This window comes from Deinococcus proteolyticus MRP, assembly GCF_000190555.1.
GTDB classification, from domain to species: Bacteria; Deinococcota; Deinococci; order Deinococcales; family Deinococcaceae; genus Deinococcus; species Deinococcus proteolyticus.
In genome coordinates, this window is record NC_015161.1 from 502,697 (window position 1) to 528,876 (window position 26,180).

23 protein-coding genes and 1 riboswitch are annotated in these 26,180 nt (G+C 66.8%); of the genes, 11 read left to right on the forward strand and 12 right to left on the reverse strand.

What is annotated here, in order from left to right; translation table 11 throughout:
* Window positions 1–74 precede the first annotated feature (74 nt).
* Both DEIPR_RS02550 and uvrA read right to left on the reverse strand, forming a co-directional pair.
* Complete coding sequence (locus DEIPR_RS02550) at window positions 75–1,022, reverse strand: hypothetical protein (RefSeq protein ID WP_013614271.1); 948 nt, start codon at window positions 1,020–1,022, stop codon at window positions 75–77.
* On the reverse strand, window positions 1,019–4,165 hold the full coding sequence (uvrA, locus tag DEIPR_RS02555) for an excinuclease ABC subunit UvrA (protein WP_245532731.1): 3,147 nt from the start codon (window positions 4,163–4,165) through the stop codon (window positions 1,019–1,021). Before uvrA ends, DEIPR_RS02550 begins: the two co-directional genes overlap by 4 nt.
* Window positions 4,166–4,599: 434 nt before the next feature.
* Here uvrA and rny point away from each other — a divergent pair, with 434 nt between their 5' ends.
* Together rny and DEIPR_RS02565 are read left to right on the forward strand one after the other, a co-directional pair.
* Entirely contained in the window at window positions 4,600–6,417 is a 1,818-nt protein-coding gene (rny, locus tag DEIPR_RS02560) for a ribonuclease Y (RefSeq protein WP_013614273.1), read from the forward strand.
* Window positions 6,418–6,612: 195 nt separating this feature from the next.
* Entirely contained in the window at window positions 6,613–7,260 is a 648-nt protein-coding gene (locus DEIPR_RS02565) for a hypothetical protein (protein WP_041221907.1), read from the forward strand.
* A gap of 7 nt (window positions 7,261–7,267) precedes the next feature.
* On the opposite strand, the gene DEIPR_RS14860 is transcribed toward DEIPR_RS02565, so the two are convergent.
* Both DEIPR_RS14860 and DEIPR_RS02575 read right to left on the reverse strand, forming a co-directional pair.
* A protein-coding gene (locus DEIPR_RS14860) for an IS630 family transposase (RefSeq protein WP_425358579.1) occupies window positions 7,268–8,297 on the reverse strand; the annotation gives its coding sequence in 2 pieces (ribosomal slippage) (window positions 7,268–7,804 and window positions 7,806–8,297; 1,029 coding nt in all).
* An 83-nt stretch (window positions 8,298–8,380) separates the two neighbouring features.
* On the reverse strand, window positions 8,381–10,204 hold the full coding sequence (locus tag DEIPR_RS02575) for a diguanylate cyclase (RefSeq protein ID WP_013614275.1): 1,824 nt from the start codon (window positions 10,202–10,204) through the stop codon (window positions 8,381–8,383).
* A gap of 182 nt (window positions 10,205–10,386) precedes the next feature.
* Window positions 10,387–10,471: riboswitch (cyclic di-GMP riboswitch) on the forward strand.
* A gap of 77 nt (window positions 10,472–10,548) precedes the next feature.
* On the opposite strand from DEIPR_RS02575, the gene DEIPR_RS02580 reads away from it, so the two are divergent.
* The 3 genes from DEIPR_RS02580 (at window position 10,549) to DEIPR_RS02590 (ending at window position 12,378) form a co-directional block, all read left to right on the forward strand.
* Window positions 10,549–11,022 (forward strand): hypothetical protein, encoded by a 474-nt coding sequence (locus tag DEIPR_RS02580; RefSeq protein WP_013614276.1) that lies wholly within the window; start codon window positions 10,549–10,551, stop codon window positions 11,020–11,022.
* A gap of 147 nt (window positions 11,023–11,169) precedes the next feature.
* Window positions 11,170–11,778, forward strand: a complete 609-nt coding sequence (locus DEIPR_RS02585) for a hypothetical protein (RefSeq protein WP_013614277.1) — start codon at window positions 11,170–11,172, stop codon at window positions 11,776–11,778.
* Window positions 11,779–11,835: 57 nt separating this feature from the next.
* Window positions 11,836–12,378, forward strand: a complete 543-nt coding sequence (locus DEIPR_RS02590) for an ankyrin repeat domain-containing protein (RefSeq protein WP_013614278.1) — start codon at window positions 11,836–11,838, stop codon at window positions 12,376–12,378.
* 62 nt (window positions 12,379–12,440) lie between these two features.
* Here DEIPR_RS02590 and DEIPR_RS02595 read toward each other — a convergent pair whose 3' ends face one another.
* A complete protein-coding gene (locus DEIPR_RS02595; RefSeq protein ID WP_013614279.1) occupies window positions 12,441–12,767 on the reverse strand; it encodes a DUF2834 domain-containing protein in 327 nt (108 codons plus the stop codon).
* Between the two features lie 229 nt (window positions 12,768–12,996).
* On the opposite strand from DEIPR_RS02595, the gene DEIPR_RS02600 reads away from it, so the two are divergent.
* Together DEIPR_RS02600 and DEIPR_RS02605 are read left to right on the forward strand one after the other, a co-directional pair.
* On the forward strand, window positions 12,997–14,640 hold the full coding sequence (locus DEIPR_RS02600; RefSeq protein WP_013614280.1) for a CTP synthase: 1,644 nt from the start codon (window positions 12,997–12,999) through the stop codon (window positions 14,638–14,640).
* Window positions 14,641–14,791: 151 nt separating this feature from the next.
* Window positions 14,792–15,013, forward strand: coding sequence for a hypothetical protein (locus DEIPR_RS02605; RefSeq protein WP_013614281.1), 222 nt, complete (start codon window positions 14,792–14,794; stop codon window positions 15,011–15,013).
* A 53-nt stretch (window positions 15,014–15,066) separates the two neighbouring features.
* Here DEIPR_RS02605 and DEIPR_RS02610 read toward each other — a convergent pair whose 3' ends face one another.
* Window positions 15,067–16,836 carry an NAD-dependent malic enzyme gene (locus DEIPR_RS02610; RefSeq protein WP_013614282.1) on the reverse strand — a complete coding sequence of 590 codons (1,770 nt, stop codon included), beginning with the start codon at window positions 16,834–16,836 and terminating at the stop codon, window positions 15,067–15,069.
* A gap of 69 nt (window positions 16,837–16,905) precedes the next feature.
* Complete coding sequence (locus DEIPR_RS02615; protein WP_013614283.1) at window positions 16,906–17,331, reverse strand: thioesterase family protein; 426 nt, start codon at window positions 17,329–17,331, stop codon at window positions 16,906–16,908.
* A 91-nt stretch (window positions 17,332–17,422) separates the two neighbouring features.
* Here DEIPR_RS02615 and DEIPR_RS02620 point away from each other — a divergent pair, with 91 nt between their 5' ends.
* From DEIPR_RS02620 to DEIPR_RS02630, 3 genes are all read left to right on the forward strand, one after another.
* Complete coding sequence (locus DEIPR_RS02620; protein WP_013614284.1) at window positions 17,423–18,634, forward strand: YihY/virulence factor BrkB family protein; 1,212 nt, start codon at window positions 17,423–17,425, stop codon at window positions 18,632–18,634.
* A 160-nt stretch (window positions 18,635–18,794) separates the two neighbouring features.
* Window positions 18,795–19,625: a 5'/3'-nucleotidase SurE gene (surE, locus tag DEIPR_RS02625; RefSeq protein ID WP_013614285.1), complete on the forward strand. Its 831-nt coding sequence runs from the start codon at window positions 18,795–18,797 to the stop codon at window positions 19,623–19,625.
* A gap of 43 nt (window positions 19,626–19,668) precedes the next feature.
* Entirely contained in the window at window positions 19,669–20,508 is an 840-nt protein-coding gene (locus DEIPR_RS02630; protein WP_013614286.1) for a peptidylprolyl isomerase, read from the forward strand.
* Between the two features lie 73 nt (window positions 20,509–20,581).
* On the opposite strand, the gene DEIPR_RS02635 is transcribed toward DEIPR_RS02630, so the two are convergent.
* The 3 genes from DEIPR_RS02635 to DEIPR_RS02645 form a co-directional block, all read right to left on the reverse strand.
* Complete coding sequence (locus DEIPR_RS02635; protein ID WP_013614287.1) at window positions 20,582–21,109, reverse strand: macro domain-containing protein; 528 nt, start codon at window positions 21,107–21,109, stop codon at window positions 20,582–20,584.
* Window positions 21,106–21,819, reverse strand: coding sequence for a guanylate kinase (gene gmk / locus DEIPR_RS02640; protein ID WP_049775206.1), 714 nt, complete (start codon window positions 21,817–21,819; stop codon window positions 21,106–21,108). Before gmk ends, DEIPR_RS02635 begins: the two co-directional genes overlap by 4 nt.
* Window positions 21,820–21,924: 105 nt before the next feature.
* Complete coding sequence (locus DEIPR_RS02645) at window positions 21,925–22,356, reverse strand: hypothetical protein (RefSeq protein WP_013614289.1); 432 nt, start codon at window positions 22,354–22,356, stop codon at window positions 21,925–21,927.
* A gap of 252 nt (window positions 22,357–22,608) precedes the next feature.
* Here DEIPR_RS02645 and DEIPR_RS02650 point away from each other — a divergent pair, with 252 nt between their 5' ends.
* A complete protein-coding gene (locus DEIPR_RS02650) occupies window positions 22,609–23,424 on the forward strand; it encodes an AIM24 family protein (protein WP_245532715.1) in 816 nt (271 codons plus the stop codon).
* A 128-nt stretch (window positions 23,425–23,552) separates the two neighbouring features.
* Here DEIPR_RS02650 and DEIPR_RS02655 read toward each other — a convergent pair whose 3' ends face one another.
* Together DEIPR_RS02655 and tkt are read right to left on the reverse strand one after the other, a co-directional pair.
* The gene (locus tag DEIPR_RS02655) at window positions 23,553–24,023 is read right to left on the reverse strand and encodes a bacteriohemerythrin (protein WP_013614291.1); all 471 of its coding nucleotides are present in this window, start codon (window positions 24,021–24,023) and stop codon (window positions 23,553–23,555) included.
* Between the two features lie 107 nt (window positions 24,024–24,130).
* Window positions 24,131–26,107 carry a transketolase gene (gene tkt / locus DEIPR_RS02660; protein WP_013614292.1) on the reverse strand — a complete coding sequence of 659 codons (1,977 nt, stop codon included), beginning with the start codon at window positions 26,105–26,107 and terminating at the stop codon, window positions 24,131–24,133.
* Window positions 26,108–26,180 lie beyond the last annotated feature (73 nt).

Genomic DNA, 26,180 nt, shown 5'->3' on the forward strand with positions numbered 1-26,180 from the left:
TCCGGAGCGGGAAAAATAGCAAAAGGAGCGCTGCACACGGCGGCGCTCCCGGCCAAGTGGGTGCAGGCGCAGGCTCAGGCCTGGCGGACCGGCACCTGGTCGGCGCGCAGCAACCGGCGCTCGGTGCGGCGGCGGCCCAGGTCGACCAGCCACAGGATGAACTGCCGCACCAGGCTGATGCCCAGACCCACCAGCATGGCCAGAATGGCGCTGCGCCCCAGGTCCGGGTCGGCCACCAGCAGCAGGTTCTCGTCCAGCAGGTGCCCGTACTGCGCCGCCGCGATAATCGGCAGGGCGAACACGGCCCCGGCAAAAGGCAGCACGCCCCAGCCGCCGGAGTGCTTGACCACCAGCAGCGCGAGCAAGGCGCCGCCCACCAGCGGCAGCACCACATTCCAGACCTCGGCTGGCTGGTTGCCCAGCAGTAGGGTGAGGAGGCCCATAAACGTGGCGATGTATCCGAACCAGCCCCCGAACTCGTCGGCCAGGATGGTCAGCAGCACCCACACGAACAGCACGCTGCTCCAGCTCCAGCCGCTGCCCAGCGCAGCCAGCAGCACACCCAGCGTGACCAGGCCGCCGACCATGCGGCTGCCCAGGCCCAGCCAGTTCTGCCGGCGCAGGCGTTCCTGGGGCGAACCCTGGGGCACCGTGCGCTGCACTGCCGGGGCCACCACCGCTTCGTCAGCCGCGCGGCCCAGTGGGCGCCCGTCGGCCGTCGGCACCGGCTCGGCCTGCGTCACCGCATGGTCCGTGACCATATCTTCCGTGACCGTATCCGCTGCGACTTGGCGTACGGTCACCTCCGGTACAGCCGTGACCACCGTTTCACTGACAGCGCTGGGGTCATGCTGAGGGGCTGCGGGCTCCTCCACGGGACTTACCCCGGCCGGCTCTGCCCAGGCAGGGCGGGCAGCTGCCTGCGGGGCGCTGCTGAGGCGGGGGTCGCTGGTGCCGGTTCCGGTGGAGTTGGGAGCCGCCCCCTGTTGGGGCTCTGGGTTGGGCTGTTCTCTGTGACTCATGCCTTGCCTTTCTGACCGGCGGCCTTGCGTGGGGCGCGGGGGCTACGGGCCGGTGCAGCCGCCTCGGAGGCAGCTTCGGTCCCGGCCGCTTCGCTCTGTGCGGCTTTCCGGGTCTTGCTGGTCCCGGCTGCCTTACGGGACTTGCGGGCAGGTTTCGCGGCCTGCGCTTCGTCGCTGCCTGATTCCGCTTCGCCTTCAGTATGTGCTGTTTTCTCCTGCGGCTGCGAGGCCGGGACCAGGCCACGGACCGCCCGCAGGTACTCCCCAGTGTAGCTGGTGGGGTGCGCGGCCACTTCTTCGGGAGTGCCGGTGGTGACCACCGTGCCGCCGCGCACGCCGCCTTCGGGGCCCAGGTCAATGATGTGGTCGGCTGACTTCATCACGTCCAGGTTGTGTTCGATGATGACCAGGGTGTTGCCGCCCTCCACCAGTTTTTCCAGCACCAGCATCAGCCGGCGCACGTCCTCGAAGTGCAGGCCGGTAGTGGGCTCGTCCAGGATATAGATGGTCTTGCCGGTCGCCCGTTTGGCCAGTTCGGTCGCCAGCTTGATACGCTGCGCTTCCCCGCCCGAGAGCGTGGTGCTGGGCTGCCCGATACGCATATAGCCCAGGCCTACGTCCAGCAGCAGCCGCAGCTTGCCGGCGATGGCCGGAATGCTCTCGAAAAACGCGCAGGCGTCTTCTACCGTCATGTTCAGCACGTCGGCAATGGTCCTGTCGTCGTATTTGACTTCCAGCGTTTCGCGGTTGTAGCGTGCCCCTTTGCATACCTCGCACGGCACGTAGATGTCGGGCAGGAAGTTCATCTCGATTTTCATGACGCCGTCGCCCTTGCAGTTCTCGCAGCGCCCGCCCTTCACGTTGAAGGAGAAGCGCCCCGCCTGATACCCGCGGCGGCGGGCTTCGGGAGTGCGGGTGAACAGGTCACGGATTTCGGTGAACACACCCGTGTAGGTGGCCGGGTTGGAGCGCGGCGTGCGTCCAATCGGGGACTGGTCAATCTCGATGACCTTGTCGAGGTGCTCCAGCCCTTCCATGCGGTTGTATTTGCCGGGGCTGGTCTTGGCGCCGTTCAGGTCGCGGGCCAGCGTGGCGTGCAGGATGTCGTGAATCAGGGTGCTTTTGCCCGAACCGCTGGGGCCGGTGACCACCGTCATGGTGCCCAGCGGAATCTCGATGTCCACGTTCCTCAGGTTGTGCTCGGTGGCCCCGAACACCCGCAGACGTTTGCCGTTGCCCCGGCGGCGTTTGTCCGGCACCGGAATTTCTATCTCCCCGCGCAGGTAGCGCCCGGTCAGGCTGACAGGGTCGTCGCGCACCTCCGCGGGGGTGCCGGCCGCGACCACCTCGCCGCCGTGGACGCCTGCGCCGGGGCCCATGTCCACCAGGTAATCGGCTTCCAGCATGGTGTCTTCGTCGTGCTCCACCACCAGCAGGGTGTTGCCTAGGTCGCGCAGGTTCTTGAGGGTGCCGATCAGGCGGCCGTTGTCTTTGGGGTGCAGGCCAATGGAGGGTTCGTCCAGCACGTACAGCACGCCGGTCAGCCCGCTGCCCACCTGGGTCGCCAGGCGAATGCGCTGCGCCTCGCCGCCCGACAGGGTGTTGGCGGTGCGGTCCAGCGACAGGTAATCCAGCCCCACATCCACCAGGAACTTCAGCCGGGTGCGGATGGCTTTCTGGATGGGAGCGGCCACCGCTGCGCCGAACTCGTTCAGGCGGTAGTCGCCGCGCTCGGGCAGGGCCGCCTGCGCGGTGCCGCCCAGGTGGTCTTTTAGGAAGGGCAGGACATCGTCGCGGGTCACGGCGTTGTCGGCCAGCCGGCTGAAAAAGCCGTCGGCGTCCAGCACGCTCATGCTGCTCACCTGCGCGATGTTCAGGCCGCCCACCCGCACCGCCAGGATTTCGGGCCGGTAGCGGGTGCCGCCGCAGGTGGGGCAGGGCTGCAGCTCCATCATTTCTTCCAGCTTCTCGCGCATGTACTCGGACTCGGTGTCGAGGTAGCGGCGCTCCAGGTTGGGCAGCACGCCCTCGTACTCGGTCATAAAGCGCATGGTTTCCTTGCCGCCCCGGCGGTACACCACCTCGAACGGTTCGTCTATCCCGTTCAGGATGATGTCCTGCACCTTCTGCGGCAGGTCGCGCCAGGCGGCTTTCAGGTCGAATTCCAGGTGCTCGGAAAGTGCGCGCAGCTTGTCCCAGTAATAAATCCCGCCGGTCGAGCCCTTCTTGGACCAGGGCAGGATGGCCCCGCCCGCGATGGAAAGGCCCGGGTCAATCACCCGCTCGGGCGAGAACTTCTGCTTGAAGCCCAGGCCCGAGCAGTCGCCGCAGGCGCCGTAAGGGTTGTTGAAGGAGAACGAGCGCGGCTCCAGCTCTTCCAGCACGCTGCCGTGTTCGGGGCAGGCGAATTTCTCGGAGTACAGTTCTTCGGCGCCCTGGTCGGGCAGCATGACCCGCAGCAGGCCCTCACCCCGGCGCAGGCCCAGTTCCACACTTTCCGCGATGCGGCTGCGGTCTTCCTCGCGCAGCTTGAGGCGGTCAATCACCACGTCTACGTCGTGCTTCTCGAACTTTTCCAGCTTCAGCTTCTCGGCTTCTTCCAGCTCGTACAGCACGCCGTCCACCCGCACGCGGGCAAAGCCCTCGCGGCGCAGGTCCCCGAACAGCTTGCGGTACTCGCCCTTGCGGCCGCGCACCACCGGAGCCAGCAGAATGGCGCGGGCATCGGTGTAGCCTTCCAGCAGGCGGCCCGTGATTTCGCTGGGGCTCTGGCGCTCGATTTTGCGCCCGCAGACAGGGCAGTAGGGCGTGCCCACGCGGGCGTACAGCAGCCGCAGGTAGTCGTGAATCTCGGTGACGGTGCCCACCGTACTTCTGGGGTTGTGCGAGGTGGTCTTCTGGTCAATCGAGATGGCAGGGGAGAGGCCCTCGATGGACTCCACGTCCGGCTTTTCCATCAGCCCCAGGAACTGCCGGGCGTAGGCGCTCAGGGATTCGACGTAGCGGCGCTGGCCCTCGGCGTAGATGGTGTCGAAGGCCAGCGTGCTTTTGCCCGACCCCGACACTCCGGTAATCACGATGAACTGGTCACGCGGCAGCTCCACCGTGATGTCCTTGAGGTTGTGCTCGCGGGCGCCGCGCACAATCAGGTTGGAGGCGTGCGCGGCCGGCGCAGCGGGTGGGCGGACCGAGCCGGTGCGGCTTCTTTTGGTCGCGGCGCTGTCGGTGCGGGGGGCAGGGCGGTTGGAGGTGGAACGCGGCAAAACGGAACTCCTTTGGGGTGGGAGGCAGGGCCGGGCATGCAGGCCGCCGAAAGGAAGGTTTCTGTCCGGGGCGTAGTGGGCAGGGCAGGTTTGCCCGGAAGGCTAAACATGCCAGTTTATCACCCCGCCTGAAGTGGGAGCCCGGGCCTGGGCCGGAAGGGCTACACTGGGCCGGAGGACCTTCATAGAACCGTCAGGTGCTCATTCAGGAATCAACTCCGTCGCCAAAGCTGGCCGGGGCCTGCCCATCTGGCCCCCCCTCCTGGGGACGTTCTCTAACCACAACCCTTTTCACATACAGGAAGGAGCCTTATTTGACCGCCTTATATGTCATCCTGGCTCTGTTGGCAGTCGCCGCCGCCTTCTGGGCCGGGCGGACACTGGGCGCACAGCAGCGTGAGCGCCTAGAGCAACAGCACGAACAGCAGGCCCTGGAGCGGGCCGATACCATTCGCCGCGAGGCCGAAGCCGACGCCCTGGCGCTGCGTGAGCAGGCCCGCAGCGAGACGCAGGCGGCTCAGGCAGCGGCCTTGGCCCAGGCTCAGGCGCAGGCCGACCGGCTGCTGGCTCAGGCCCGTGAAACCGCCGAGGAACACCGCGCCGAGGTGGCCCAGAACCTGCGCGAGCAGCGCCAGCAGCTGGAGGACCGCCGCAGCCAGCTGACCGAGCAGCACCTGCAGGTTCAGGCCCTGCAGGGCACCGTCAGCGCCGAGCGCCTTCAGCTGGAGCAGGACCGCGAGCGCCTGGAAGCCGAGCGCCAGGCCCTCAAGGCCGAAATGGCCCAGGAGCGCGAGCACCTCAGTGCCGACCGCCAGGAGTACCGCGCCGAGCGCGATGCCATGAACCGCGAGCTGGAGCGCCAAAGCCGCCGCGCCGAGCAGCTGGACGTGCGCGGCGAGCGCCTGGACGCCCTGGAAGAGCGCCTGGAGAAGCAGGGCCGTGACCTGGCCGCCCAGGCGGAGGAACTGCAGGCCCGCGCCGCCGCTGCAGACGCCCGCTTGCAGGAAGTGGCTGCCCTGAGCCGCGAAGAAGCCCGCGCCCGCATTCTGGACGCCCTGGACGCCGAGCTGGAAGAGGAAAAAGCGGCCCGCATCCGCACGGCCGGCGACCTGAGCAGCAAAGAAATCGCCCGGCAGGCCCGCAGCCTGATTGCCCAGGCGATTCAGCGCAGCGCGTCGGAAACCAGTGCGCAGCTCTCGGTCAGCGTGGTGCCGATTCCCAGCGACGCCATGAAGGGCCGCCTGATTGGCCGCGAGGGCCGCAACATCCGCGCCTTCGAAGCGCTGACCGGCGTGGACCTGATTATCGACGACACCCCCGAAGCGGTGATGCTCAGCAGCTTTAACCCGGTTCGCCGCGAGGTGGCCCGGCACGTGCTGCAGTCCCTGCTGGAAGACGGCCGCATTCATCCCACCCGCATCGAGGAGATGGTCGGCCGCGCTCAGGAAGACATGCGCACCTTTATTCATACCCAGGGTGAGGAAGCCGCGATTGAGGCGGGCGTGGTGGGCCTCAAGCCGGGGCTGCTGCAGCTGCTGGGCCGGATGTATTTCCGCTCCAGCTACGGCCAGAACGTGCTCAAGCACTCTATTCAGGTGGCGCACCTGACCGGCATCATGGCGGGCGAGCTGGGGCTGGACGCAGCCTTGGCCCGCCGCTGTGGGCTGCTGCACGACATCGGCAAGAGTATTGACCGGGAAGTCGAAGGCACCCACGTAGATATCGGCGTCAGTCTGGGCACGCGCTTCGGCGAGGGCACCGAGGTGATCGACGCCATCGCGCACCACCACGACCCGGAAAACGGCGAGACGCTGTATTCGGTGCTGGTGGCTGCCGCCGATGCCATCAGCGCGGCCCGGCCCGGCGCCCGCCGCGAAGAACTGGAGGCCTACACCCGCCGCCTGGAAGCCCTGGAAGAAATCGCCGTGAGCTTCCCCGGTGTGCAGCAGGCCTACGCCATTCAGGCGGGCCGCGAGGTGCGCGTCATTGTGCAGCCGGACCAGGTGAGCGACGCCGGAGCCGTGCTGCTGGCCCGTGACGTGGCCGGGCGTATCGAGCAGGACATGGAATACCCCGGTCAGGTGCAAGTGACCGTGGTGCGCGAAAGCCGCGCGACCGAGGTGGCCCGCTAGCTGCACTCGCTTTCGCCCGCAGGGGAGACACCTTCTGGCCGAATGCTCTGTGCCCTGCGCGCTGGAGCGTCCGGTTCGGACAGCGGCCACGGACGACTCCGTGGCCTGTTTTTTGGTGCTGGTGCCCCGGCTGTACCGGCCAGCGGGTGTCCTTTGTCTGCGCCTGCGTTCTCAGGGCTGACTACAATGCTCCCCATGACGCGACCCCCTACACGTTCTCGCCTGCCGGCCGGGTTCTGGCGGCTGGCACGGCTGCTGGGCGCCCTGGGCACCGGGCTGGCAGCGCTGCTGACGCTGGGCACTTGGGGCCTGACCCTGACCTTGCTGCCGGTCCTGAGCGGCTGGCTTTCGCAGGCCGAGGCCGGCCTGACTGCCGTAGACACCAACCTCGCCCAGCTGACGGCCTCGCTGGAACCGCTGGATATCCTGGCCCGGCCCGAAACGCTGGCCGCCGTGCGCTCGGTGGGCAACCTAGCGGACCGCGCCCAGGAAGCGCCGCTGATTGGGCTGTTCTTGACCCAGAACGGCGTGACCGAGCAGGCCCTGCGCGAGTTCCAGACCGTGACCGACAACTGGGCCACGCTGCTGGAAAACCGTCCCAGCGTGCCGGAGTTGCGGGCGCAGCAGGCCGAGGTGCAGACTTGGCTGGAGCGCACCCACACGGCCCAGCGCCTGCTCACTCCGGCAGCCTGGCTGCTGAACCTGGGTTCGCTGCTGCTGGGCGCCTGGTTCCTGGCCGGCCAGTGGGCGCTGATGTGCCTGGCCGGTGAGCGCCTGACTGGGGAGCGGCTGGCTGGTGAGCGCCCGGCTGCGCAGCCGGCACCTGAGAAGCAACGCTACTGATCCGTGCTTAAGTTGCTAGCGAAGCAGTAAAGGGTGTGCCTCGGATAAAGGCTAGTGGCAAAGATTTGCGCCGGATGTGCTGCCATCCCACTTTCAACCGCTTCGTCAGCATTTCTGTCGTTAGCGCACAGAAGTTACCTACGACATTCCGTTTGAGATCTGCCCAGATCAGTTCGATGGGATTCAATTCTGGCGCATAGGGTGGGAGATAGATCAGGGTTAGGCGTTCGTGCAGCTGCACGAACGCCTGCACTGCTTTCGACCGGTGAATCATGGCCCGGTCAAGGATGACTACCACCTCTCCGGCGACATGACGCAGGACATGATCCAGGAACTTCACGACTTGTGGGGACCGTACTGCACCCTGACAGGTGTGCTGCAAAAACTGTCCGCCTGTGGTGATGGCTCCAATCACAGAAAGATGTGCCCAACGCAGTTTTGTCGGGATAATCGGTGTCTCGCCTCGTCGTCCCCACGCGCGAACCCTTGTCGTCTTCAGACTGAACCCACTCTCGTCCAGAAAAATGATCGTCGCCCCCTCAGCCCTCTTTTTTTTCCAACGCCTCCTTCTGGAGACGGACCCAAGCTGCAATATCCTCTTCGTTACGCTCTACGGCCCGCAACGCGGGCCGCTGATACGAGAATCCCCAACGTCTGAGCTTCCTGGAAAGATGGGCACGGTCGATCCAGACCCCATACTTCAGACCGATCACTTGACGGACCTTGGGGACAGTCCAGCCACTGGTCTCGAAGCCATGCAGTCGGGGATCGCTCTCAAGAATGTCCTGAATTTCCTTCTGCTGGTCAGGGGTGAGGAACTCCGGGCGGCCAGTGGCACGGGAAGCGCGGAGCGCTTCCTCACCACCGTGGCGTATACGGGCACGCCAGGCACGAATAGTCACCTCAGCCACACCGAAATGTCGGGCCAGATCTCGAGTGGACCAGTCGGGATCATTCAGGAGGGGCTGAGCAGCTAGACGGCGCTCTTCCTGTTGAGTGCGGGAGAGACGAGCGGGTCGCCAAGCAGAAAGCGTCACACCTTATGTTACCAACTTAAGCACAAATCAATAGGTTGAGAGGCTAAGGCTAGGTTGAGCGGCCAAGGAACCGAGCGGGGAAATCAGGCCGGGCTGCTGGGCTGTGCGGGCTCGCTGCCGGGTGCTGGCGCAGGCAGTTCCCCCGACCACGCCAGTACCCGGTTGCGGCCGGCCCGTTTGGCGGCGTAGAGCGCTTCGTCGGCCTGCCGGGCCAGCGAGGCGGGAGTGCCGCCCTGCTCCAGCGACGCGACACCGACCGAAATGGTCACGCGGCCCAGCGACAGCCCGGCATGCTTCAGCGTCCAGCTGGCCACTTCGGCCCGCAGGGCATCGGCGCGGCGCAGGGCTTCTGCGGCGTCTACACCAGGCAGCAGCAGAGCAAACTCTTCTCCGCCGGGGCGGCAGGCGGCCTCGCCGGTGCGCTGCGCTGCTTCGCGCAGGGCCGCGCCCACCCGCACCAGTACGGCGTCGCCGGCGTCGTGGCCGAAGGTGTCGTTGAAGCGTTTGAAGTGGTCCACGTCCAGCGCCAGCAGGCTGAGCGGCTCACCGCTGCTCAGGGCGCGGGCCACGCTGGCCGCGAGATGGTCCTCGTAGTAACGGCGGTTGTACAGTCCGGTCAGCGCGTCGCGGATAGACTGCTGGCGCAGCTCGCCCTGCAGCCGTAGGGCGTCCAGCGAGAGCGAAAGCTGCCGCGACAGACTGCCCACTATGCGCCGGCTGTGGGCGTCCGCTTCGCCCGGCAGGGTCATCTGCAGCAGCCCCAGGGCCTCGCCGTGAGCGGTCAGCGGCAAGCAGGTATAGGCGGCCTGAGCCCCTGTGCCCAGGCAGGGCGGCACCAGCGTCCGCTCGCCCGGCCAGAGCGCCTCGCCCCGGCGCAGTGCCCAGCAGTCGTGCGGCGAGCGGGCCTGCTGGGCCGCTTCCCCGCCCCAGTGCGCCAGCGGCTGAAGCAGGTTGCGGGACGCTGCATACACGAACAGCGTTCCCGACGAACCTGGCAGCAGCTCGGGCAGCGCCCGCGCCACGATCTCGCCGCCCTCGTCCAGGCTGCGGGCGGCCAGCAGCAGGTCGCTCAGCTGTCCCAACTGCCGCAGCAGTGTGCCCTGCACTTCCAGCTCGGCGGTGCGGGCGCGGGCCTGCTCCTGGGCTTCGCTCAGCTGCGCCCCCATGCTGTTAAAGGCGCGTGCCAGTGCCCGCTGCTCGCTCAGCTGGACCGCCGGCACCGTGACCCATTCCCCCTGCGCGAGGCGCTGGGCTGCCAGCGCCACCGCCCCGAACTGCCGTGCCAGCCAGCCGGCCCCCCACCAGGCGGCACTGGCGGCCACCAGCAGCAGCGTCAGTCCGACCAGCAGCAAAGCGCGCTGCAGCTGCTGCCACTGCGCGGCCGCCTCGGCCCGGCGCGCTGTCAGGGCGCTGCGGGCCAGCCGTTCATAGGACATCTTTTCGGCGCGGACCGCGTCAATCAGGCGCCGGCCTTCACCGCTGGCCACGATGGCTTCGGCTTCATCCTTGGAGCGCTGGCGTGCCGCGATTTCCCGTTCGGCCACCTGAGATTGCCAGGTGGTCATCAGGCGGCGCATGTTCTGCGTGTGCTCCAGCCGTTCGGCGCTGCCGGAAGCCTGGGCGACAGTTTCCAGGTCGTCCAGCGTCCGGGGCAGCTGCGCGCGGGCCGAGGTGTACGGCTCCAGAAAATCCTGGTTGCCGGTGATCACGTAGCCGCGTAGGCCGGTTTCCATATCCAGGACCAGCTTCAGCATGGTTTCCAACGCCTCCAGTTCCTGCTGGGCCTGCTGGGTGTACTGGTCAGCGTGGGTATTGGCCGACAGCGCGTGATTCAGCAGAACACCTGAGGTCAGCAGCAGGGCTACGAACGGCACCTGCAGCAGCAGTAGAAACGGACGGAGCTTCATCGGTCTCAGCCTAGGGGTGAGCTGGTAGCAAGCCCCTGACACCTGGGTGCCGCCGCTTGCAGATGAAGATGAGGCTGCAGACACCGGACGCTTTCTAAAGCCGCGCTGTCATGTGCGTCACAGACGCAGTGTCAGGACGGTGTGAGAGGCTTGCGGGCAGTATCCAGGCAACTTCGCAAATTTCTGTGGAGGGAGGTGATGATTCCCGTCCTGTAATCCGGGCACCTCGGACGGGAGGAGCCAGTGGTGCGACCGACTTTTCGTTGCGTTTACGGGACAGTGTTCCGTAGGCCTCTGTCTTGCACGGCCCTGTAGCTGTGCCAGACGTATCTCAGGAGTTTGCCATGTTTAAGAAAATCACCTTCGCCGTTCTCTTGGCCGTCTTCACCTCCGCCCTGGCAGACAGCAGTGTCTCTACCGATTACGACAACGCCTCTTTGTCGCTTACGGCGGCCGGTACCTATGCTCAGGCTGTGAGCTTCAGCGTGCCCCGTACGGCCATTACCTTGAGTGCCGCGCAGATTCGGCCCGGCAACTCCTTTACCGTGTCCATTCCGGTGACGAACACCACCGACCGCGAAATCGACGTTGCTGCGGTGGCTGCTGCGCCGACCGGAACCGGCGCCGCGCACCTGAAGGTGACGGCTCAGTCGGCGTCGGCCACCCTGCCTGCCGGCGGACAGACCAACCTGACCTTCCTGCTGAGCTTCGATGACAGCACCGACGTTTCGCAGGGCGAGCAGACGGTGAGCGTGGTCTTCGACGTGAGCGCCACGGCGGCCGCCAGCAACACCAGCGGCGCCGACAGCTCGTTCTAAGCAGGCCGAGTCTGCAGCCAGGCAGCCTGCAAGGCTCTCTGGCTGCAGCTCTGCCTTTTCGCACTGTTCGGCCCTGCTCGGCCGTGACGCTGTGACAGAGCGGCGCGAAGTGCTGCCCGCAAGGGTGCCGCCCAAAGGAGACAAGCTATGCGTAGGATAAAAGTGGCGCTGGCGCTGCTGGGCGCGGCCGTGGCGGGTGCGAGTGCGGCACAGACCGGAGCGCTGGTGGCGCCGGCAGTGACCGTGCAGCAGGTGACGGCTGCTCCGGCCCCAACCGAAGTGGCCCGGCAGGTGCTGATTCAGCCGTCGCGACTCGAAGCGGCGGTGGCTCCTGGCTACACCACGGCGCTGCTGTCGTTCACGCTGCTGAGTGAGGTGCCCACCGAGGTCTATTTGCGGCCCGCCGACCCCCGGCTGGTGTTCCGGGGGCCGCCGGGAGGCAAGGTCATTCTCACTCCCTACACTCTCCACTCGGTCAGTTTCCTGGCGCTGTCGGCACACAGCGGCGCGGTGGATATCTTCAACGCCGCCGGGCAGCGCATCGCCCAAGCAACCTATACCGTATTCCCGGCCAAGACCGTCAATCAGGCGGCTGCGCTGAACTTCAGCCCGTTGACCGGCCGCACCAGCGTGGCTTACTCGGTCGCTCCGGTGCCCCAGGGCCTGCGCGCCCCGGCCCTGAGTGCCAATGTCAATCTGGGCTACACTCCGCCCGACCGAGTAGACGGCACCGTCAGCCTGAGCGTGCGCTGGTAACTGCTGGTCACTCTGGCAGGATGTCCACAGACAGGAGCGTGTGGCACACTGGGGCGCATGACCCACGCTTCCGAACTCGATCCCCAAATTCTGGAGCTGCTGCAGCGCATGTTCGACCTGGCCCGCGCCGGCGAGGCGGACGAGGTGGAGCAATGGCTGGACCGGGGCGTGCCGGTCAACCTGACCAACGAAAAGGGTGACACCCTGCTGATGCTGGCCGCCTACAACGGCCAGCCGGCAGTGGTGCGCGTGCTGCTGGAAGCCGGTGCCGACGCTTCCCGCGCCAACGACCGGGGCCAGACGTCACTGCAGGCGGCCGCGTTCAAGGGCGACCTCGACATGGTGCGGCTGATGCTGGACCTGGGCGTGGACGTGGACAGCCCCGGTCCCGATGGCCGCACCGCCCTGTTCCTGGCGGCCATGTTCGACCGCGCCGAGATGCTGGAGCTGCTGCTGGAGCGCGGCGCCGACCTGAACGCCCGCGACGCGGTTGGCTTCAGCGCCCTGGACGCGGCCCGGCAGATGGGCGCTCAGCACACGGCCGCCCGCTTGGCTGAACTGATGGACGCGGGCACCTCGGCTGCCGAGCGGCGCAGCTGAGCGCCGGTGCCCCAGAGCTGTCGAGTGTTGGGCCGGGGAACCGCTGGCAGTGTCGCTTGCCGCTACAATTCGCGCTTGCCCAGCTCGCGTAGCCACAGGTAAAGCGGCAGCCCGAACGACGGCCCCACCAGCAGGGTGCCCAGCACGGCCAGCCAGCGGTGGGACACCGTGCGGTGAGTTTCCGCCGAGACCAGAAACAGCACACTCAGCGCGGTCACAGCTACGTCTGCCCAGGCAAACGCCGAGATTCTAGACTGGACAATCTCTTGCCACAGCAGTCCCAAGTCCAGACCGCGTTCCAGCAGCCAGGGCGCGAACTGAGTCAGCGGCAGGATCAACCCCAGGGCGGCCAGTGCCAGGTAACCGCGGGTTTTATCTTCAGTGTTCATGCTCCACCGTAGTGCGTGGGCTGTCTGCCGGGTGTCAGCGGCGGCGGGTTGGGGAAACTGGGAGGCACCGGCCCCAGCGCGTGCTATCCTATAACCCCGTGAGCCTGGCGCCACGGCTTTTTTTATGGACTCGGCTTCTGGCCGCCCCCCACGGAAAAAGCCTGCGGCGCCGCTGGATCATTGCTTCCCGCTTTTTCCTCTCCCGCTTCTTCCCAGCATAGGAGTTAGCATGAAATACATCTTCGTTACCGGCGGCGTGGTCAGCAGCCTGGGCAAGGGCATCGCCAGCGCTAGCCTGGGCGCCCTGCTGCGGGCCCGTGGTTACAAAGTCACCGCCGTCAAGATCGACCCTTACATCAACATCGACGCCGGCACCATGCGGCCCTACGAGCACGGCGAGTGCTTCGTGACCGCCTCGGGCGCCGAGACCGACCTTGACATCGGCAATTACGAGCGCTTCCTTGATCTGGATATTCCCCAGGGCAGCAACATCACCACCGGGCAGGTGTACCAGGAGGTCATCCGCAAGGAGCGGGCCGGCGACTACCTCTCGCAGACCGTGCAGGTGATTCCGCACGTGACCGACGAAATCAAGCGCCGTATCCGCACCGCTGGCGAAACGGCGGGCGCGGAAATCGTGCTGATTGAAGTGGGCGGCACGGTGGGTGACATCGAGTCGCTGCCGTTCCTTGAAGCCATCCGGCAGTTCAAGTTCGACGAAGGCGACGAGAACGTGCTGTACCTGCACCTGACGCTGGTGCCGTATCTGGGCACCTCCAACGAGTTCAAGACCAAGCCCACCCAGCACTCGGTGGCGGCGCTCAGAAGCTACGGCATCAGCCCCGACATCGTGATGGTGCGCTCCAAGGAGAAGCTGCCTGCCGAAATTACCCGCAAGATCGCCGCCTTTACCAGCGTGCGCGAAAACCGGGTGTTCAGTAGCTACGACGTGCCGCACATCTACGAGGTGCCGCTGGCGCTGGAAGAGCAGGGGCTGGGCAAGGCGGTGGAAGACCTGCTGGGCCTGGAGCGCACCCACCCCAACCTGAACGTGTGGACCAACGCGGTCAAGACCCTCAAGGCCCCGGAAAACGAAGTCACCATCGCCATTGCTGGCAAGTACACGGCCATGCCCGACGCTTACCTCAGCCTACTGGAATCGCTGACCCATGCCGGAGTCGCCAACGACGCCCATGTGAACGTGAAATGGGTCAACGCCGAGGAGCTGGCCGAAAGCGGTGAGAACATCGAAGCCCTGCTGGGCGACGCCGACGGCATTCTGGTGCCCGGCGGCTTCGGCATTCGCGGTATCGAGGGCAAGGTCAAGGCCGCCGAGTACGCCCGCGAGCGCGGCGTGCCTTACCTGGGCGTGTGCCTGGGCATGCAGGTGGCCGTGATCGAGTACGCCCGCCACAAGGCCGGAATCAAGGACGCCAACTCCTCCGAGTTCGACCCCTACGCCGAGCACAAGGTGATTGACCTGATGCCCGAGCAGCTGGAAGTGGAGGGCATGGGCGGCACCATGCGCCTGGGCGACTGGCCCATGCAGCTGGCCGCAGGCACCCAGGTGGCCGAGATGTACGGCGTGCCCCAGGGCGGCACCGTGACCGAGCGCCACCGCCACCGCTACGAGGTGAACCCGCAGTACGTGCCGCAGCTTCAGGAGGCCGGTCTGGTCATCAGCGGCGTGACACCTGGGGTCGAGGGGCGCGGGGCCGGCCTGGTGGAAACCGTGGAGCTGCCCCGGAATGTCCACCCGTACTACGTGGCGCTGCAGGCCCATCCCGAGTTCAAGAGCCGCCCGATGCGCCCTAGCCCGCCCTTCGCCGGCCTGGTCGAAGCGGCGCTGGAGCGCAAGCGTCAGCAGAGCTGATATGGACGGCAGGCCTGAAGCGCTGAAATATGGGCGGTTCCGGCCCGCTCACAGAGACACGTAGGGCTGCGAACGTTCCCGCCCCGGCCTGCCCGGTCCTCCCCACCTTTGGGAGGACGCGGCGGGCCGGGAAGGTTTTTAGGCTTGAGACATGCGGGGAGATGCCCTGCCTGGTCCTGCCGCCCACACAGCCGAGCTTCGCCGCGACGAAGGCCGCCGGCTGCTGGCTGGCGTGGTGGCCGGAGGGCGGAACCGCTTCCTGCCCCACACTGACCTCACCCTGCTGCGGGTGAGCGCATTGCTCAGCCTGCTGACTGGCGCGGCGCTGGGGTACGTGTGTGGGCGCTGGCCCCAGCAGAGTAAAGGGGAATAGGGCGGGGCAGTGAAGTGCAGCCCCGCCCAGACCTGCGAAATCCTGACGCTCTCTTACAGGCCCAGGGCCAGCTCAGCGTCGTTGCTGCGGCGGAACGGCAGGTACTCCGGAGTCCACTGGTGCTCACGGATAAAGTCCGCCAGCGCCTCGTCGGTCATGTTGCGGATGCGGCGCTCGGCACTCACCCCTTCGGTGATCGCCTGGCGGGCCACCCGCACAGCCACCTCCTCGCTCACGGCACGCAGCTGCGACACTACCGGAAAGACCGCGTCCGGTCCGCTGTGCTCTGCCGTCCAGTCGGCCAGGGTCTGCGCGGCTTCCATCACCATGCCGTCGGTGATTTCGCGGGCGCGGCTCATCACGGCCCCGAAGCCCAGGCCAGGGAAGATAAAGGCGTTGTTGCCCTGCCCGATGCGGTAGGTCTGCCCGCCGTGTTCGATGGGGTCGAAGGGGCTGCCGGTGGCGATGATGGCCGCGCCGTCGGTCCAGCGCAGCAGGTCGGCGGGGTGCGCCTCGATGTGGCTGGTGGGGTTGCTCAGCGGGAAGATGATAGGCCGCGCCGTATTGGCGAGCATGGCCCGCACCAGCTCCTCACCGAACAGCCCCGCCGCGCCCGTCAGCCCCAGGACGGCGGTGGCTCCCGCGTTCTGCACCGTTTCCAGCAGTGTGGGCTGTTCGCCGGCCAGCTGCCAGCCCTCCACGGCGCTGCGCGGCTGGATAAACGGCTGCTGAAAAGCGTCCTGCTCGTAGCCGCGCCCTTCTATCATCAGCCCTTCGCGGGCCACCACGAACAGGCGCCGCTGCACTTCCGCGTCGCTGAGGCCCTCACGCAGCAGGCCCTGGCGAATCATGCCCGCCACGCCGATACCGCCCGCGCCGTTGCCGACCACCACGAACACTTGGTCTTTCAGCGTCTCGCCCTTTTGCCGCGCCGCACTCACCAGGCCCGCCACGGCCATGGCCCCGGTGCCCTGAATGTCGTCGTTGAAGCTGGGAATCACGCGGCGGTAGCGCTCCAGCACGTGGAAAGCGGTGTTCCGCGAAAAGTCTTCCCACTGCACGATGGCCTGCGGGTAACGCTCGGCCACGGCTTCTACGAAACGGTCCAGAAACTCATCGTATTGCCGGCCCGTCAGGCGGCGGTGGTGCTGTCCCAGGTACAGGGGGTCCGCCAGCAGGTCTTCGCGGTCGGTGCCCACGTCCAGCTCTACCGGCAGGGTCTTGTCCAGGCCCAGCCCGCCCGCGGCGATGTACAGGCTCAGCTTGCCGATGCTGATCGCCATGCCGCCGAAGCCCTGGTCTCCAATTCCCAAAATGGCGCTGGAATCGGTGGCCACAATCATGCGCACGTCGTTGAGCGGCACATTGTTGATGACCTCTTCCACATGGCCGACATTGCTGGTGCTGACCGCCAGTCCGCGTGGGTAGCGGTAGATACTGGAAAAGTTCCGCACCGCCTCGCCCACGGTGGGGGTGTACAGAATCGGCAGCATCTCTTCGAGGTGATCGATCAGCAGCGAGTAGAACAGCACTTCATTGCGGTCTTGCAGCGCCCGCAGGAACTCGTGCCGCCCGATGTCGCTGGTCTGGCGGCCGTATGCCTGATAGGTGCGCTCCTTTTGCTCGGACAGCGAGTTGATGTGCGGGGGCACCAGACCGTCTATGTCGAGCTCCCGGCGCTCCTGCAAGGAAAACCCGGTGGACTTGTTCAGCAGCGGAATCTGCAGCAGCGGAAAGCCGGTCACGTGCACTTCCACATAGCGCTGCCCATGCTCGTCGCGTTTTACGTCGTAGTAGCGGGTCAGTTGGTTGGGGCTGGGCATGGGCTACAGCATAGTTGAGGTGCTGGAGCTTGTCACAGCGCGGGGCGCGTGCGTAAGAGGCCCCCGGCTCTAGGAAGGCTGCCGGCTGGCCGCGAAGCGCTCCCGCAGTGCCTCGAAGCCTGCCCTGATTTTCTCCTCGGGCAGCACCAATTGGCTGGCCGTGCCGTGCCCGATCTCGTCGCCCAGGCTGCTCACGGCCCGCAGCGCACACACGACGCGGCGGCCGCTCACCTCCTGCAAGGTGGCCGTGACCGTGACTTCCATGCCGGGCAGCGCCGAGCCGGTATGAAAGGTTTCCACCTGAATCCCGATGCTGTCTTCGCCCGGCTCCAAGAAGGGCAGCAGCAGCTTGCGCCCGGCTTCCTCGAAGTGCTTGGCAAGGGTGTAGGTGGAGTAGACCGGGTGCAGCGGTCCCAACTCGGTAAAGTTCACGGTCATGTCGTCGGTCACGGTGATGGTCAGGGTTTCGCTGTGGTTCTCGGGAATGGGACGCATACCGCTTCAGGCTAGCAGGGGCAACCCTAAACGGCCTGTGAGTGCGTCCGGGCGCCCCCCGGCAGCAGGGACGTTTAGACTGTGAGACAAGATGCTCACTGTTCCCCAAACTGCTCTGCTGGTGCGCGAGGCGGCCACGTCCTTCGGCAAGGACAATGCTCCGCGCCTGGCCGCCGCCCTGACGTACTTCACGATTTTTGCGCTGGTGCCGCTGCTGATTCTGGCCATCACCTTCCTGACCAGCCTGCTGGCCGACCCCGGTGTGCAGCAGCGCATCGTGGAATTTCTGTCCAGCAACTTCGGCGCCGACGTGGGCAATGCCCTGCAGACCATGATTGACAATCAGGACGACAAGGTGGACCTCAGCCGCGGTATCACGGCTGGCGCCTTGATCGGTCTGGCGACGCTGGCGTGGGGCGCCACCAACCTGTTCGTGCAGCTGCAGGCCTCGCTCAACGAACTGTGGAACGTGCCGCCTGAAGCCACTGGCGGCTTTGCCGGGCAGCTGAAGACCCGCGGCAAGGGCCTGCTGATGGTGTTGGGCTTCGGCGTCGTGATGCTGCTGTTTTTCGGCCTGAATACCTACATGTCGGCCATCGCGCAGCAGCTGGGCGAGGCCTGGGGCGCCGGCGCCTTCTTGGCCCGGCTAGGCACCCTGCTGCTGGGTTCGCTGCTGCTGACCGGGGTGTTCGCCGTCATCTACCGGGTGCTGCCCAACGTGCGGCTGCAGTGGCGCGACGTCCTGGTGGGCGCGGCCATTACGGCGGTGCTGTTTTCCATCTTGCAGGTCATCATCAGCTGGTACTTCGCCAACTTTGCGCCGGGCAGCGCGTTCGGCGCCTACTCGTCCATCATCTTGCTGCTGCTGTGGATCTACTACAACTCCATGATTCTGTTTTTCGGCGCCGAGCTGACCTATGCCTACGCCAAGCACTTCGGGTCCAGCGAGGCCAGCCTGAGTGCCCAGATCAAGGAAGAAGGCTACCTGACCTCCCGCGAAGCCCGCGCCATTGCCTACGCCGCCGAAACCGGCGGAGCGCTGAGCCCGCAGCAGCGCCAGCGGGCCTGGCAGCGCACCACCCGCATGGACCACCCCCACTCGATGCTGACCATGCAGCAGAGTGCGCCCAAAGCGCTGCTGCCCAGCGTATTCGGTGCTCTGTGGAACGCGCTGGTGGCGGTCCTGGCCGTGCCGGCCCTGCTGCTTGCCAAGGCGCTGGGCCTGGGCGGCAAGAAGCAGGTCGTCCAAAAGCGCGTGACCGTGCATACCGACAAGGGCACCCTGTACACCAAGCGGCGCTAAGTGCCAGCGCTAGATTGACCCAGCTCACCTGGGACCAGAGCGGCCTGACGGGGCCGCTTTTCGCTGTGCTGCTTTCCCCTGTGCTGCTTCCCGCTGTGCTGCGGGTGGCGGAAGGGGAATGAGGGCGGACCAGCTAGGGGTCCGTGGCAGGATAGGGAACATGACTGCCGAGCTGCCTGCCCGCACACAAGCTGCCCGTCCGCCCCGCTTCCAGCCGGCCAACCCGGCGCGGCCCACCATCCTGGTCGCCAACGACGACGGCATCTTCTCGCCGGGGATCAAGGCGCTGGGGCTGGCCCTGGCCGAGGTCGGCAACGTGTTCGTGGTGGCCCCGGACGTGGAACAGTCGGCAGTGGGGCACGGCATCACCATTCGCCGGCCGCTGCGCTTCAAGCACACGGCGGCGGCCGGCTTCGGGGACATTCCGGCCTACCGGGTGGACGGCACCCCGGCCGACTGCGTGGTGCTGGGGGTTCACCTGCTGGCGCGGCCGGACCTGGTGGTCAGCGGCATCAACATCGGCCCCAATCTGGGCGACGACCTGACCCACTCCGGCACGGTGGCGGCGGCCATCGAGGGCCTGGCGCTGGGGATTCCGTCTATTGCCTTCAGCCAGCAGGCCCGCCCTGACGGCGAGTACGACTTTGCTGCTGGCGCCGACTACGCCGCCCGCCTGGCCGCCGAGGTGGCGGTACGTGGGCTGCCGCCCCGCACGCTGCTGAACGTGAATTTCCCCGGTACGGGCCCCCAGGGCGTGCAGGTTACGGAGGTGGGGATGCACCGCTGGGAAGACCGCATCGACTCGCGCCAGGACCCCGAGGGCCGCGAGTATCACTGGGTGGCCGGCACCAGTACCGCGCCGGAGGATGAAGACGAACGCACCGACTACGGCGCCGTGCAGCGCGGCTTTATCAGCGTGTCGCCGGTGCGGCTGGACCTGACCGCCCGTGACCTGATGCCGCAGCTGAGCGAGTACCTGCCTGCGCTCTGAGCTTTAACACGCTTCCCACCGAGCCTGGCTAGACTGAGACCCGATGAACTTTGCCAAATCCCCCGCGCTGCTGCTCAGTGCCCTGCTGGGCCTGGGCACCCTGAGCGCCTGCCAGGAGCAGACCAAAACCACCACGACCACGACCAGCTCGGCGGCGACCAGTGAAGCCACTACCAGTGAAGCCAGCACCAGCGCCACTGAGACGAGTGCCAGTGAGGCCAGCGCCGCAGGGACCAGTGCCAGCGCGGCCGCCAGCGTCCCGGAAGTCACCAAGCCCGGCGAGGTGCCGGCCGGCTACAAGGCCCTGGAGCCCCTCAGCCAGGAGCCGGTGCGTGCCTTCGACAAGCAGCCTGCCCGCGCCCTGCAGCAGGGCACCGACTACTACGCCCTGCTGGACACCTCACGCGGTCAGGTCCTGATTGACCTGCTGGAACAGGACGCACCTGTGACCGTGAACAACTTCGTGGCGCTGGCCCGCAACCACTTTTACGACGGCACCCGCTTTCACCGCGTGATTGACGGGTTCATGGCGCAGGGTGGCGACCCTCTCAGCGTGGACGAGGCCAAGAAGGAAGAGTGGGGCAGCGGCGGCCCCGGCTATCAGTTCCCCGACGAAATCCGCCAGAACCTGACCTTCAGCGAACCCAACCTGCTGGCCATGGCCAACTCTGGCCCTGGCACCAACGGCAGCCAGTTCTTCGTGACCTTTGCGCCCACCGAGTTCCTGAACGGCCGCCACACCATCTTCGGCAAGGTGGTGGACGGCCAGGCCGCCCTGGATGGCCTGACCCGCACCGCCACCAGCGACGGCGGCGGCGAAACTCCGGTGGAGGGTGCCGTGCCCGACAAGCTGCTCAGCGTGCGGATTCTGACCAAGCAGTAAGCGCGGGCTGTGCCCCAAGAGCAATAGGCTCACCCGAGTGGTATCCGGGTGAGCCTTTTCGCCGTACTGCGTCTCAGAGCCGCCCGAACGCGGCCTGCGCTGCCCGGTAGGTAGGCTCTCCGAACAGCACCAGCCGGGCTTCCAGCTCGGGGTGCGCTTCCAGCCCTGCCAGCAGGGTACGCAGGGCAATGTCCAGTGCTTGTTCCAGGGGATAACCGTACACGCCCGCGCTGATCAGTGGGAAGGCCACGCTGTGGGCGCCAGCTTCGGCGGCCAGCTTGAGGCTCTGACGGTAGGCGCCGGCCAGTGCTTCCGCCTCGCCGCGTGCGCCACCGTGCCACACCGGCCCCACGGCGTGGATGACCCAGCGTACGCCGCGCGCCTCCAGCCGGAAAGCTGAGGTAATGACGGCGGTGCCGGTCGGGGTGCCGCCGATGGGCCGCAGCGCAGCCAGCAGTTCAGGGCCGGCGGCGCTGTGGACAGCTCCATCTACGCCGCCGCCACCGCGCAGGCCGGCGTTCGCGGCAGTGACGATAGCGTCCACCTGCTGGCGGGTGATGTCCCCCTGCACCAGGCTCAGTCGCTCCTGGGCTGCCCTCACTGGCCGGCTCCTACGCTCCGAGCGGTCCGCAGGTGGTCGGCGCCCCTGGCCTGCGCCAGCTGCTCGGGGGAGCGCTCGGCGGCCGGCAGCAGGCGGCTGCGTTCAGCCTGCTGAATGGCGTGCAGGTCGGCCACCGCCTGTGCCAGGTCATCGTTGACGACCACGTAGTCGAACATGTCGGTCTGGTTCATCTCCACCTCGGCGCGGGCCAGGCGCTTTTCAATGCGCTCGGGCGTCTCGGTGGCGCGGCCTTCCAGCCGGCGGCGCAGCTCCTCCAGGCTGGGCGGCATGATGAAAATCATCACCGCCTCGTTTCCCAGCCGCTCGCGGACCTGCCGGGCACCTTCTACCTCAATCTCCAGCACCACGTCCTGCCCGCGGGCCAGCGCCTGGCGGATAGGAGCCAGCGGCGTGCCGTAATGGTTGCCCACGAACTCGGCATGCTCCAGGAACTCGCCGCGTGCGATGTGCTCGCTGAAGGTGTCCCGGTCCACAAACACGTAGTCCACGCCGTCCCGCTCGCCCTCGCGGGGGGCGCGGGTGGTCCACGAGGTGGAATAGAACACGTCCTGGTCCCTGAGCCAGTCGGCCCGCAGCGTGCCCTTGCCCACACCGGACGCGCCGGTGATGACCAGCAGCAGGCCGGGAGATGGCCGGGACGTGGGGGCGGCAGGTTCGGACAGGGACACTTCGTTCATGGCGCCCAGCATACGCTGCCGGTCCCGGCCGGTGCCAGCTCTCAGGCCGCCGCCGGCCCACAAAAAATCCCCGCACTGGGCGGGGAAGGGCTGAGGCTCGGCGGCCTCCAGAGGGCGTTATTTGCGGCGCCCAGCCGGCTTCTTGGCGCGGGTCTTGCCCAGGGCCTGACCCTTTTCAAAGCTGGCCTGCATCTTTTCCTGGGTTTCGCGGGCCAGGGCCTCGAAGTCCACCAGGCCGGCCTCCACGGTTTCCAGCGTGGGCTTGATGCTGCTGCCCTTACGGCTCACGGCCAATTCACGGTTGACGCCGTCGAACCACGCTTCAAACTCAGGGGTGTGTTCAAACAGCATTTCTTTGGTGTCTTTCTGATAGGTGCCGCTTTTGCCGCGCCGGGTGTACTGCTTGGGCAACGTAAAACGTTCGCCCGGCAGATAAATGGCTTTGAGCTCGCCCTGGCGCACCGCTTCACGGAACTGGCGCACAAACGTATCGCTGCGCTGGGCGTTGGTCAATTCTTGAACCTGCTCACTTAGTCTTTTGTAGGTCATCATTCCTCCGTTGGGGCAGTATAAGAGCAAAGCCGGCATCCGTAAAGCCAAGGGACATTTTGAGTCTATGCTCCTATTGATTTTGCCCCCCATATTCCTTCATTGCGGAGCCTCTCTAAAGCCCTTGAAGAGGTTTCAGGAATATTGGAGGTCGCTTCTTTGTACGCTCGGCGCTGCAAGGTGACACTTGCGCGGAACTCTGACCAGGGCGGCCGCGTACCGAAGAATATGCAATACAAATGGCAGTCCCGTGTGACCCAAACCCTGGCCTTTCCCGGCGCGTCGGTGCGTGTGCTGGAGTACTCCGCCTCCCCGCTGGAAGAACCGCTGAGCGGCTTTCACCAGGCCATCAGCCGCCCCGACCCCTACCGCCAGCTTCAGCTGGAGTTGAGCGGCGCTCAGGCCGTGCTGGAACCGGGAGCGCTGCAGTGGCTGCGCGGCGAGATGGAAGTGCAGGCCTCGGCCACCGGTGGGGCGCAGGGGGGTGGCCTGGGCGGACTGCTGCGCGGAGCCATGACGGCGGCGGCCACCGGCGAGGGGCTGTTCAAGACGGTGTACCGTGGCAGCGGCCAGATCAGCACCGAGCCCACGCGGCTGCATTACCTGCTGGGCGAACTTGCCGGTGAGGACCTGATTGTGGACGACGGCGCCTTCGTGGCGGCGGCCGGGCAAATTACCGTGGGGCGGCACGTCAACCGTGGCCTGGCCAACATGATGGGCAGCGGCGAGGGCCGCATTCAGCCCCGGCTCAGCGGCAGCGGCGTGTTCTGCCTGCAAAGCCCGGTCCACCCCGAGGAATTCCAGGTGCTGGACTTGCAGGGCGACACCCTCAAGGTGGACGGGAACCTGGTCCTGGCCTACACCGGTGGGTTGGAGATGACCGTGGAGCGCAGTGCCCGCAGCCTGCTGGGCGCTGGCAAGACGGGCGAGGGCTACTTGCAGGTGTACCGGGGCAGCGGCCGCGTGTGGCTGGCCCCCACCCTGGGCGGCCCAGGCCTGAGCGCGGCCGGCACTGTACTGGGCGGCGCGGCGCTGAGCGGCAACCTCAGCGAGATTCTGGGCAACTGATACGAAATTGTGGCCCGGAGCGCCAATTTTTGGCGGAGGCACCCAGGTCAGACCTGCCATGGCCCACCGGCTGAATCAGGCCGGACGTATCCGGGCAGTGATGCGACTGCCTGCGGTCCGGCCCCCGCTCAGCCGGCCTGCAACAGCCGGGACGGAGGGCTGGCTGCTGCGCCGGCTGGTTGGGGAGAAGCCTGGAGCGCTGTCTGCAGGCCCACATCTACCCGCACCACATGGCCCAGCAGCCAGGTGTGCATGACGTGGTGCAGCTCTTCCAGCAGCGGCAGCGTCAGGCCCTGTGCCGCCAGCCGGGCGCGGAAGCCCTGGCCGTAGGCTTCCAGCCGGGCGTGTGCGGCGCGCCCCTGGGCGGCGGCGGGGTTGCCGGTGCGCCGCATCAGCAGTTCTTCGTAGGTCAGGTGCAGGTAGAGGTGGGTCTCTACAAAGGAGAGGAACACTCCGAGTTCCCCCAGGTCCGGCGCCTCGCCGGCCCGCAGACGGTCAAGGTGGCCTTCCAACTGGTTGGCATAGTCGAACAGCCGCCGGTGCTGGCGGTCAAGGCGACTCTCGCCCGTCTCATAGCTGGTGTTCCACTCCAGAGGCACCGCGAAGTTCTAGTGCAGTCTGCCTGACAGCTTCGTGACAGACCGGAGACAGAAAAACTCCCCTGCCGGCGGCCGTAGCCAGGGCAGGGGAGTTCAGCAGTGGCAGCTCAGCCGATGGTTTCCCGGACCACCTTGACCACGTTCTGTACGCTGAAGCCCAGCTTTTCCAGCACCACTTCGCCGGGGGCGGACGCGCCGAAACGGTCCAGCGTGACCAGGCCGCCCTCCGTGCCGACCCACTCGAACCAGGGCTGGCTGGCGGCGGCCTCAATCGCCACGCGGGGGGCCGTGCCCAGCACCTCGCGGCGGTACTCCCTGTCCTGCTCGCGGAACAGCTCGAAGCAGGGCATGGACACCACGCGGGCAGCCACGCCTTCGCCGGCCAGCGCTTCGGCGGCGTCCAGGGCCAGCGCCACTTCCGAGCCGGTCGCCAGCAGGGTCACGGCGGCATTTTCGGCGTCCCGGACCACGTAGGCGCCTTTCTTCACGCCCGCATGGTTGGCAGGCAGCACCGGCAGGTTCTGGCGCGAGAGCACCAGCGCTGTGGGGCCTTTTTTGTATTCCAGCGCCAGCGCCCAGGCGGCGGCGGTCTCGTTGGCGTCGGCGGGGCGGAACACATGGGCGCCCGGCACGGCCCGCAGCATCGCCAGCTGCTCGACCGGCTGGTGGGTGGGGCCGTCCTCGCCCAGGCCCACGCTGTCGTGGGTCAGCACGTAGGTCACCGGCTGCATCTGCAGGGCGCTGAGGCGGTAGGCCGGCTTGAGATAATCGCTGAACACCATGAAGGTGCCCACCAGCGGGCGCAGGCCGCCGTACAGGCTCATGCCGTTCGCGGCGGCGCTCATGCCGAACTCGCGCACGCCGAAGTACACATTGCGCCCGGCGTAGTTGCCTGCCTGCATGTGCTCCGAGTCGCTGATGGCCGTCTTGGTGCTGCCCGATACGTCGGCCGAGCCGCCCACCAGCCCCGGCACCAGCGGAGCCAGGGCATTGATGACTTCGCCGCTGCTGGAGCGGGTGGCCTGGGCCTTGCTGCCCGCTTCCCACTGCGGCAGTGCCCCCCACAGGTTGTCCGGCAGCTCGCGCTCCAGCAGGTCGTCCACCTCTTGGCCCAGTTCGGGATATTCGGCGCGGTAGCGGTTCATCATCTCTTCCCACTCGGCCTGCTGCGCCGCGCCGCGCTTCAGGGCGCTCATGTGCTCGGCCACCTCGGCGGGCACGGTAAAGGCGGGGTGGTCCCAGCCCAGCGCCTGCTTGGTCTTGGTGACGCCCTCGTCGCCCAGCGGCTCACCGTGCGCCTTGGGGGTGCCGGCACGCGGGCTGCCGAAGCCGATGACTGTACGGACCTGAATCAGGGTGGGCTTGGCGGTTTCGGCGCGGGCCTGCTCGATGGCGGCCGCAATCGCCCCGACATCGTTGCCGTCCTCGACCTTCAGCACCTGCCAGCCGTAGCCCTCGAAGCGCAGCCGCATCCGCTCGGAATCGGCCTTGGCGACCATGGTGTCCAGCTGAACTTCGTTGTCGTCGTGCAGCCAAATCAGCTTGCCCAGGCCCAGGTGCCCGGCCAGCGCGGCGGCCTCGTGGCTCACGCCTTCTTGCAGGTCGCCGTCGCCGCAGATGGCGTAGGTGTAGTTGTCGAACACCGGGAAGCCCTCTCGGTTGTAGCGGGCGGCCAGGTGCGCTTCGGCCATCGCCATGCCCACGGTCATCGCAATGCCCTGACCCAGCGGCCCGGTGGTGGCGTCCAGGCCGTCGGTATGGAAGAACTCGGGGTGCCCCGGCGTCTGGCTGTCCCACTGGCGGAAGTCTTTGAGCTCCTGCAAGGTCATCTTGGGGTAACCGGTCAGGTGCAGCAGGGAGTAGATGAGCATGGACGCGTGCCCCGCCGACAGCACAAAGCGGTCCCGGCCCGGCCAGCGGTGGTTGGCAGGGTTGTGACGCAAGAAGCGCTGCCAGAGCGTGTACCCCATCGGGGCCATGCCCAGCGGCGCGCCGGGGTGGCCGGAGTTGGCCGCCTGCACCGCGTCTATGGCAAGGGTGCGGATGGTGTTGATGCTCAGCTGTTCCAGGTTCTGGTCGGACATGGAGTTCAGTCTAGCGGCTGGGCCTGGGCAGCAGGCGCTTTGCTATACTGCTGCGGCGTCCAAGCGGGCTTGT

Bases quoted from the DNA above. Each gene is read 5' to 3' on its own strand.
- DEIPR_RS02550 (WP_013614271.1), bottom strand. From the start codon at position 1,022: ATGAGTCACAGAGAACAGCCCAACCCAGAGCCCCAACAGGGGGCGGCT.
- DEIPR_RS02565 (WP_041221907.1), top strand. From the start codon at position 6,613: ATGACGCGACCCCCTACACGTTCTCGCCTGCCGGCCGGGTTCTGGCGG.
- DEIPR_RS02575 (WP_013614275.1), bottom strand. From the start codon at position 10,204: ATGAAGCTCCGTCCGTTTCTACTGCTGCTGCAGGTGCCGTTCGTAGCC.
- DEIPR_RS02580 (WP_013614276.1), top strand. From the start codon at position 10,549: ATGTTTAAGAAAATCACCTTCGCCGTTCTCTTGGCCGTCTTCACCTCC.
- DEIPR_RS02585 (WP_013614277.1), top strand. From the start codon at position 11,170: ATGCGTAGGATAAAAGTGGCGCTGGCGCTGCTGGGCGCGGCCGTGGCG.
- DEIPR_RS02590 (WP_013614278.1), top strand. From the start codon at position 11,836: ATGACCCACGCTTCCGAACTCGATCCCCAAATTCTGGAGCTGCTGCAG.
- DEIPR_RS02595 (WP_013614279.1), bottom strand. From the start codon at position 12,767: ATGAACACTGAAGATAAAACCCGCGGTTACCTGGCACTGGCCGCCCTG.
- DEIPR_RS02600 (WP_013614280.1), top strand. From the start codon at position 12,997: ATGAAATACATCTTCGTTACCGGCGGCGTGGTCAGCAGCCTGGGCAAG.
- DEIPR_RS02605 (WP_013614281.1), top strand. From the start codon at position 14,792: ATGCGGGGAGATGCCCTGCCTGGTCCTGCCGCCCACACAGCCGAGCTT.
- DEIPR_RS02610 (WP_013614282.1), bottom strand. From the start codon at position 16,836: ATGCCCAGCCCCAACCAACTGACCCGCTACTACGACGTAAAACGCGAC.
- DEIPR_RS02615 (WP_013614283.1), bottom strand. From the start codon at position 17,331: ATGCGTCCCATTCCCGAGAACCACAGCGAAACCCTGACCATCACCGTG.
- DEIPR_RS02620 (WP_013614284.1), top strand. From the start codon at position 17,423: ATGCTCACTGTTCCCCAAACTGCTCTGCTGGTGCGCGAGGCGGCCACG.
- surE (WP_013614285.1), top strand. From the start codon at position 18,795: ATGACTGCCGAGCTGCCTGCCCGCACACAAGCTGCCCGTCCGCCCCGC.
- DEIPR_RS02630 (WP_013614286.1), top strand. From the start codon at position 19,669: ATGAACTTTGCCAAATCCCCCGCGCTGCTGCTCAGTGCCCTGCTGGGC.
- gmk (WP_049775206.1), bottom strand. From the start codon at position 21,819: ATGCTGGGCGCCATGAACGAAGTGTCCCTGTCCGAACCTGCCGCCCCC.
- DEIPR_RS02645 (WP_013614289.1), bottom strand. From the start codon at position 22,356: ATGACCTACAAAAGACTAAGTGAGCAGGTTCAAGAATTGACCAACGCC.
- tkt (WP_013614292.1), bottom strand. From the start codon at position 26,107: ATGTCCGACCAGAACCTGGAACAGCTGAGCATCAACACCATCCGCACC.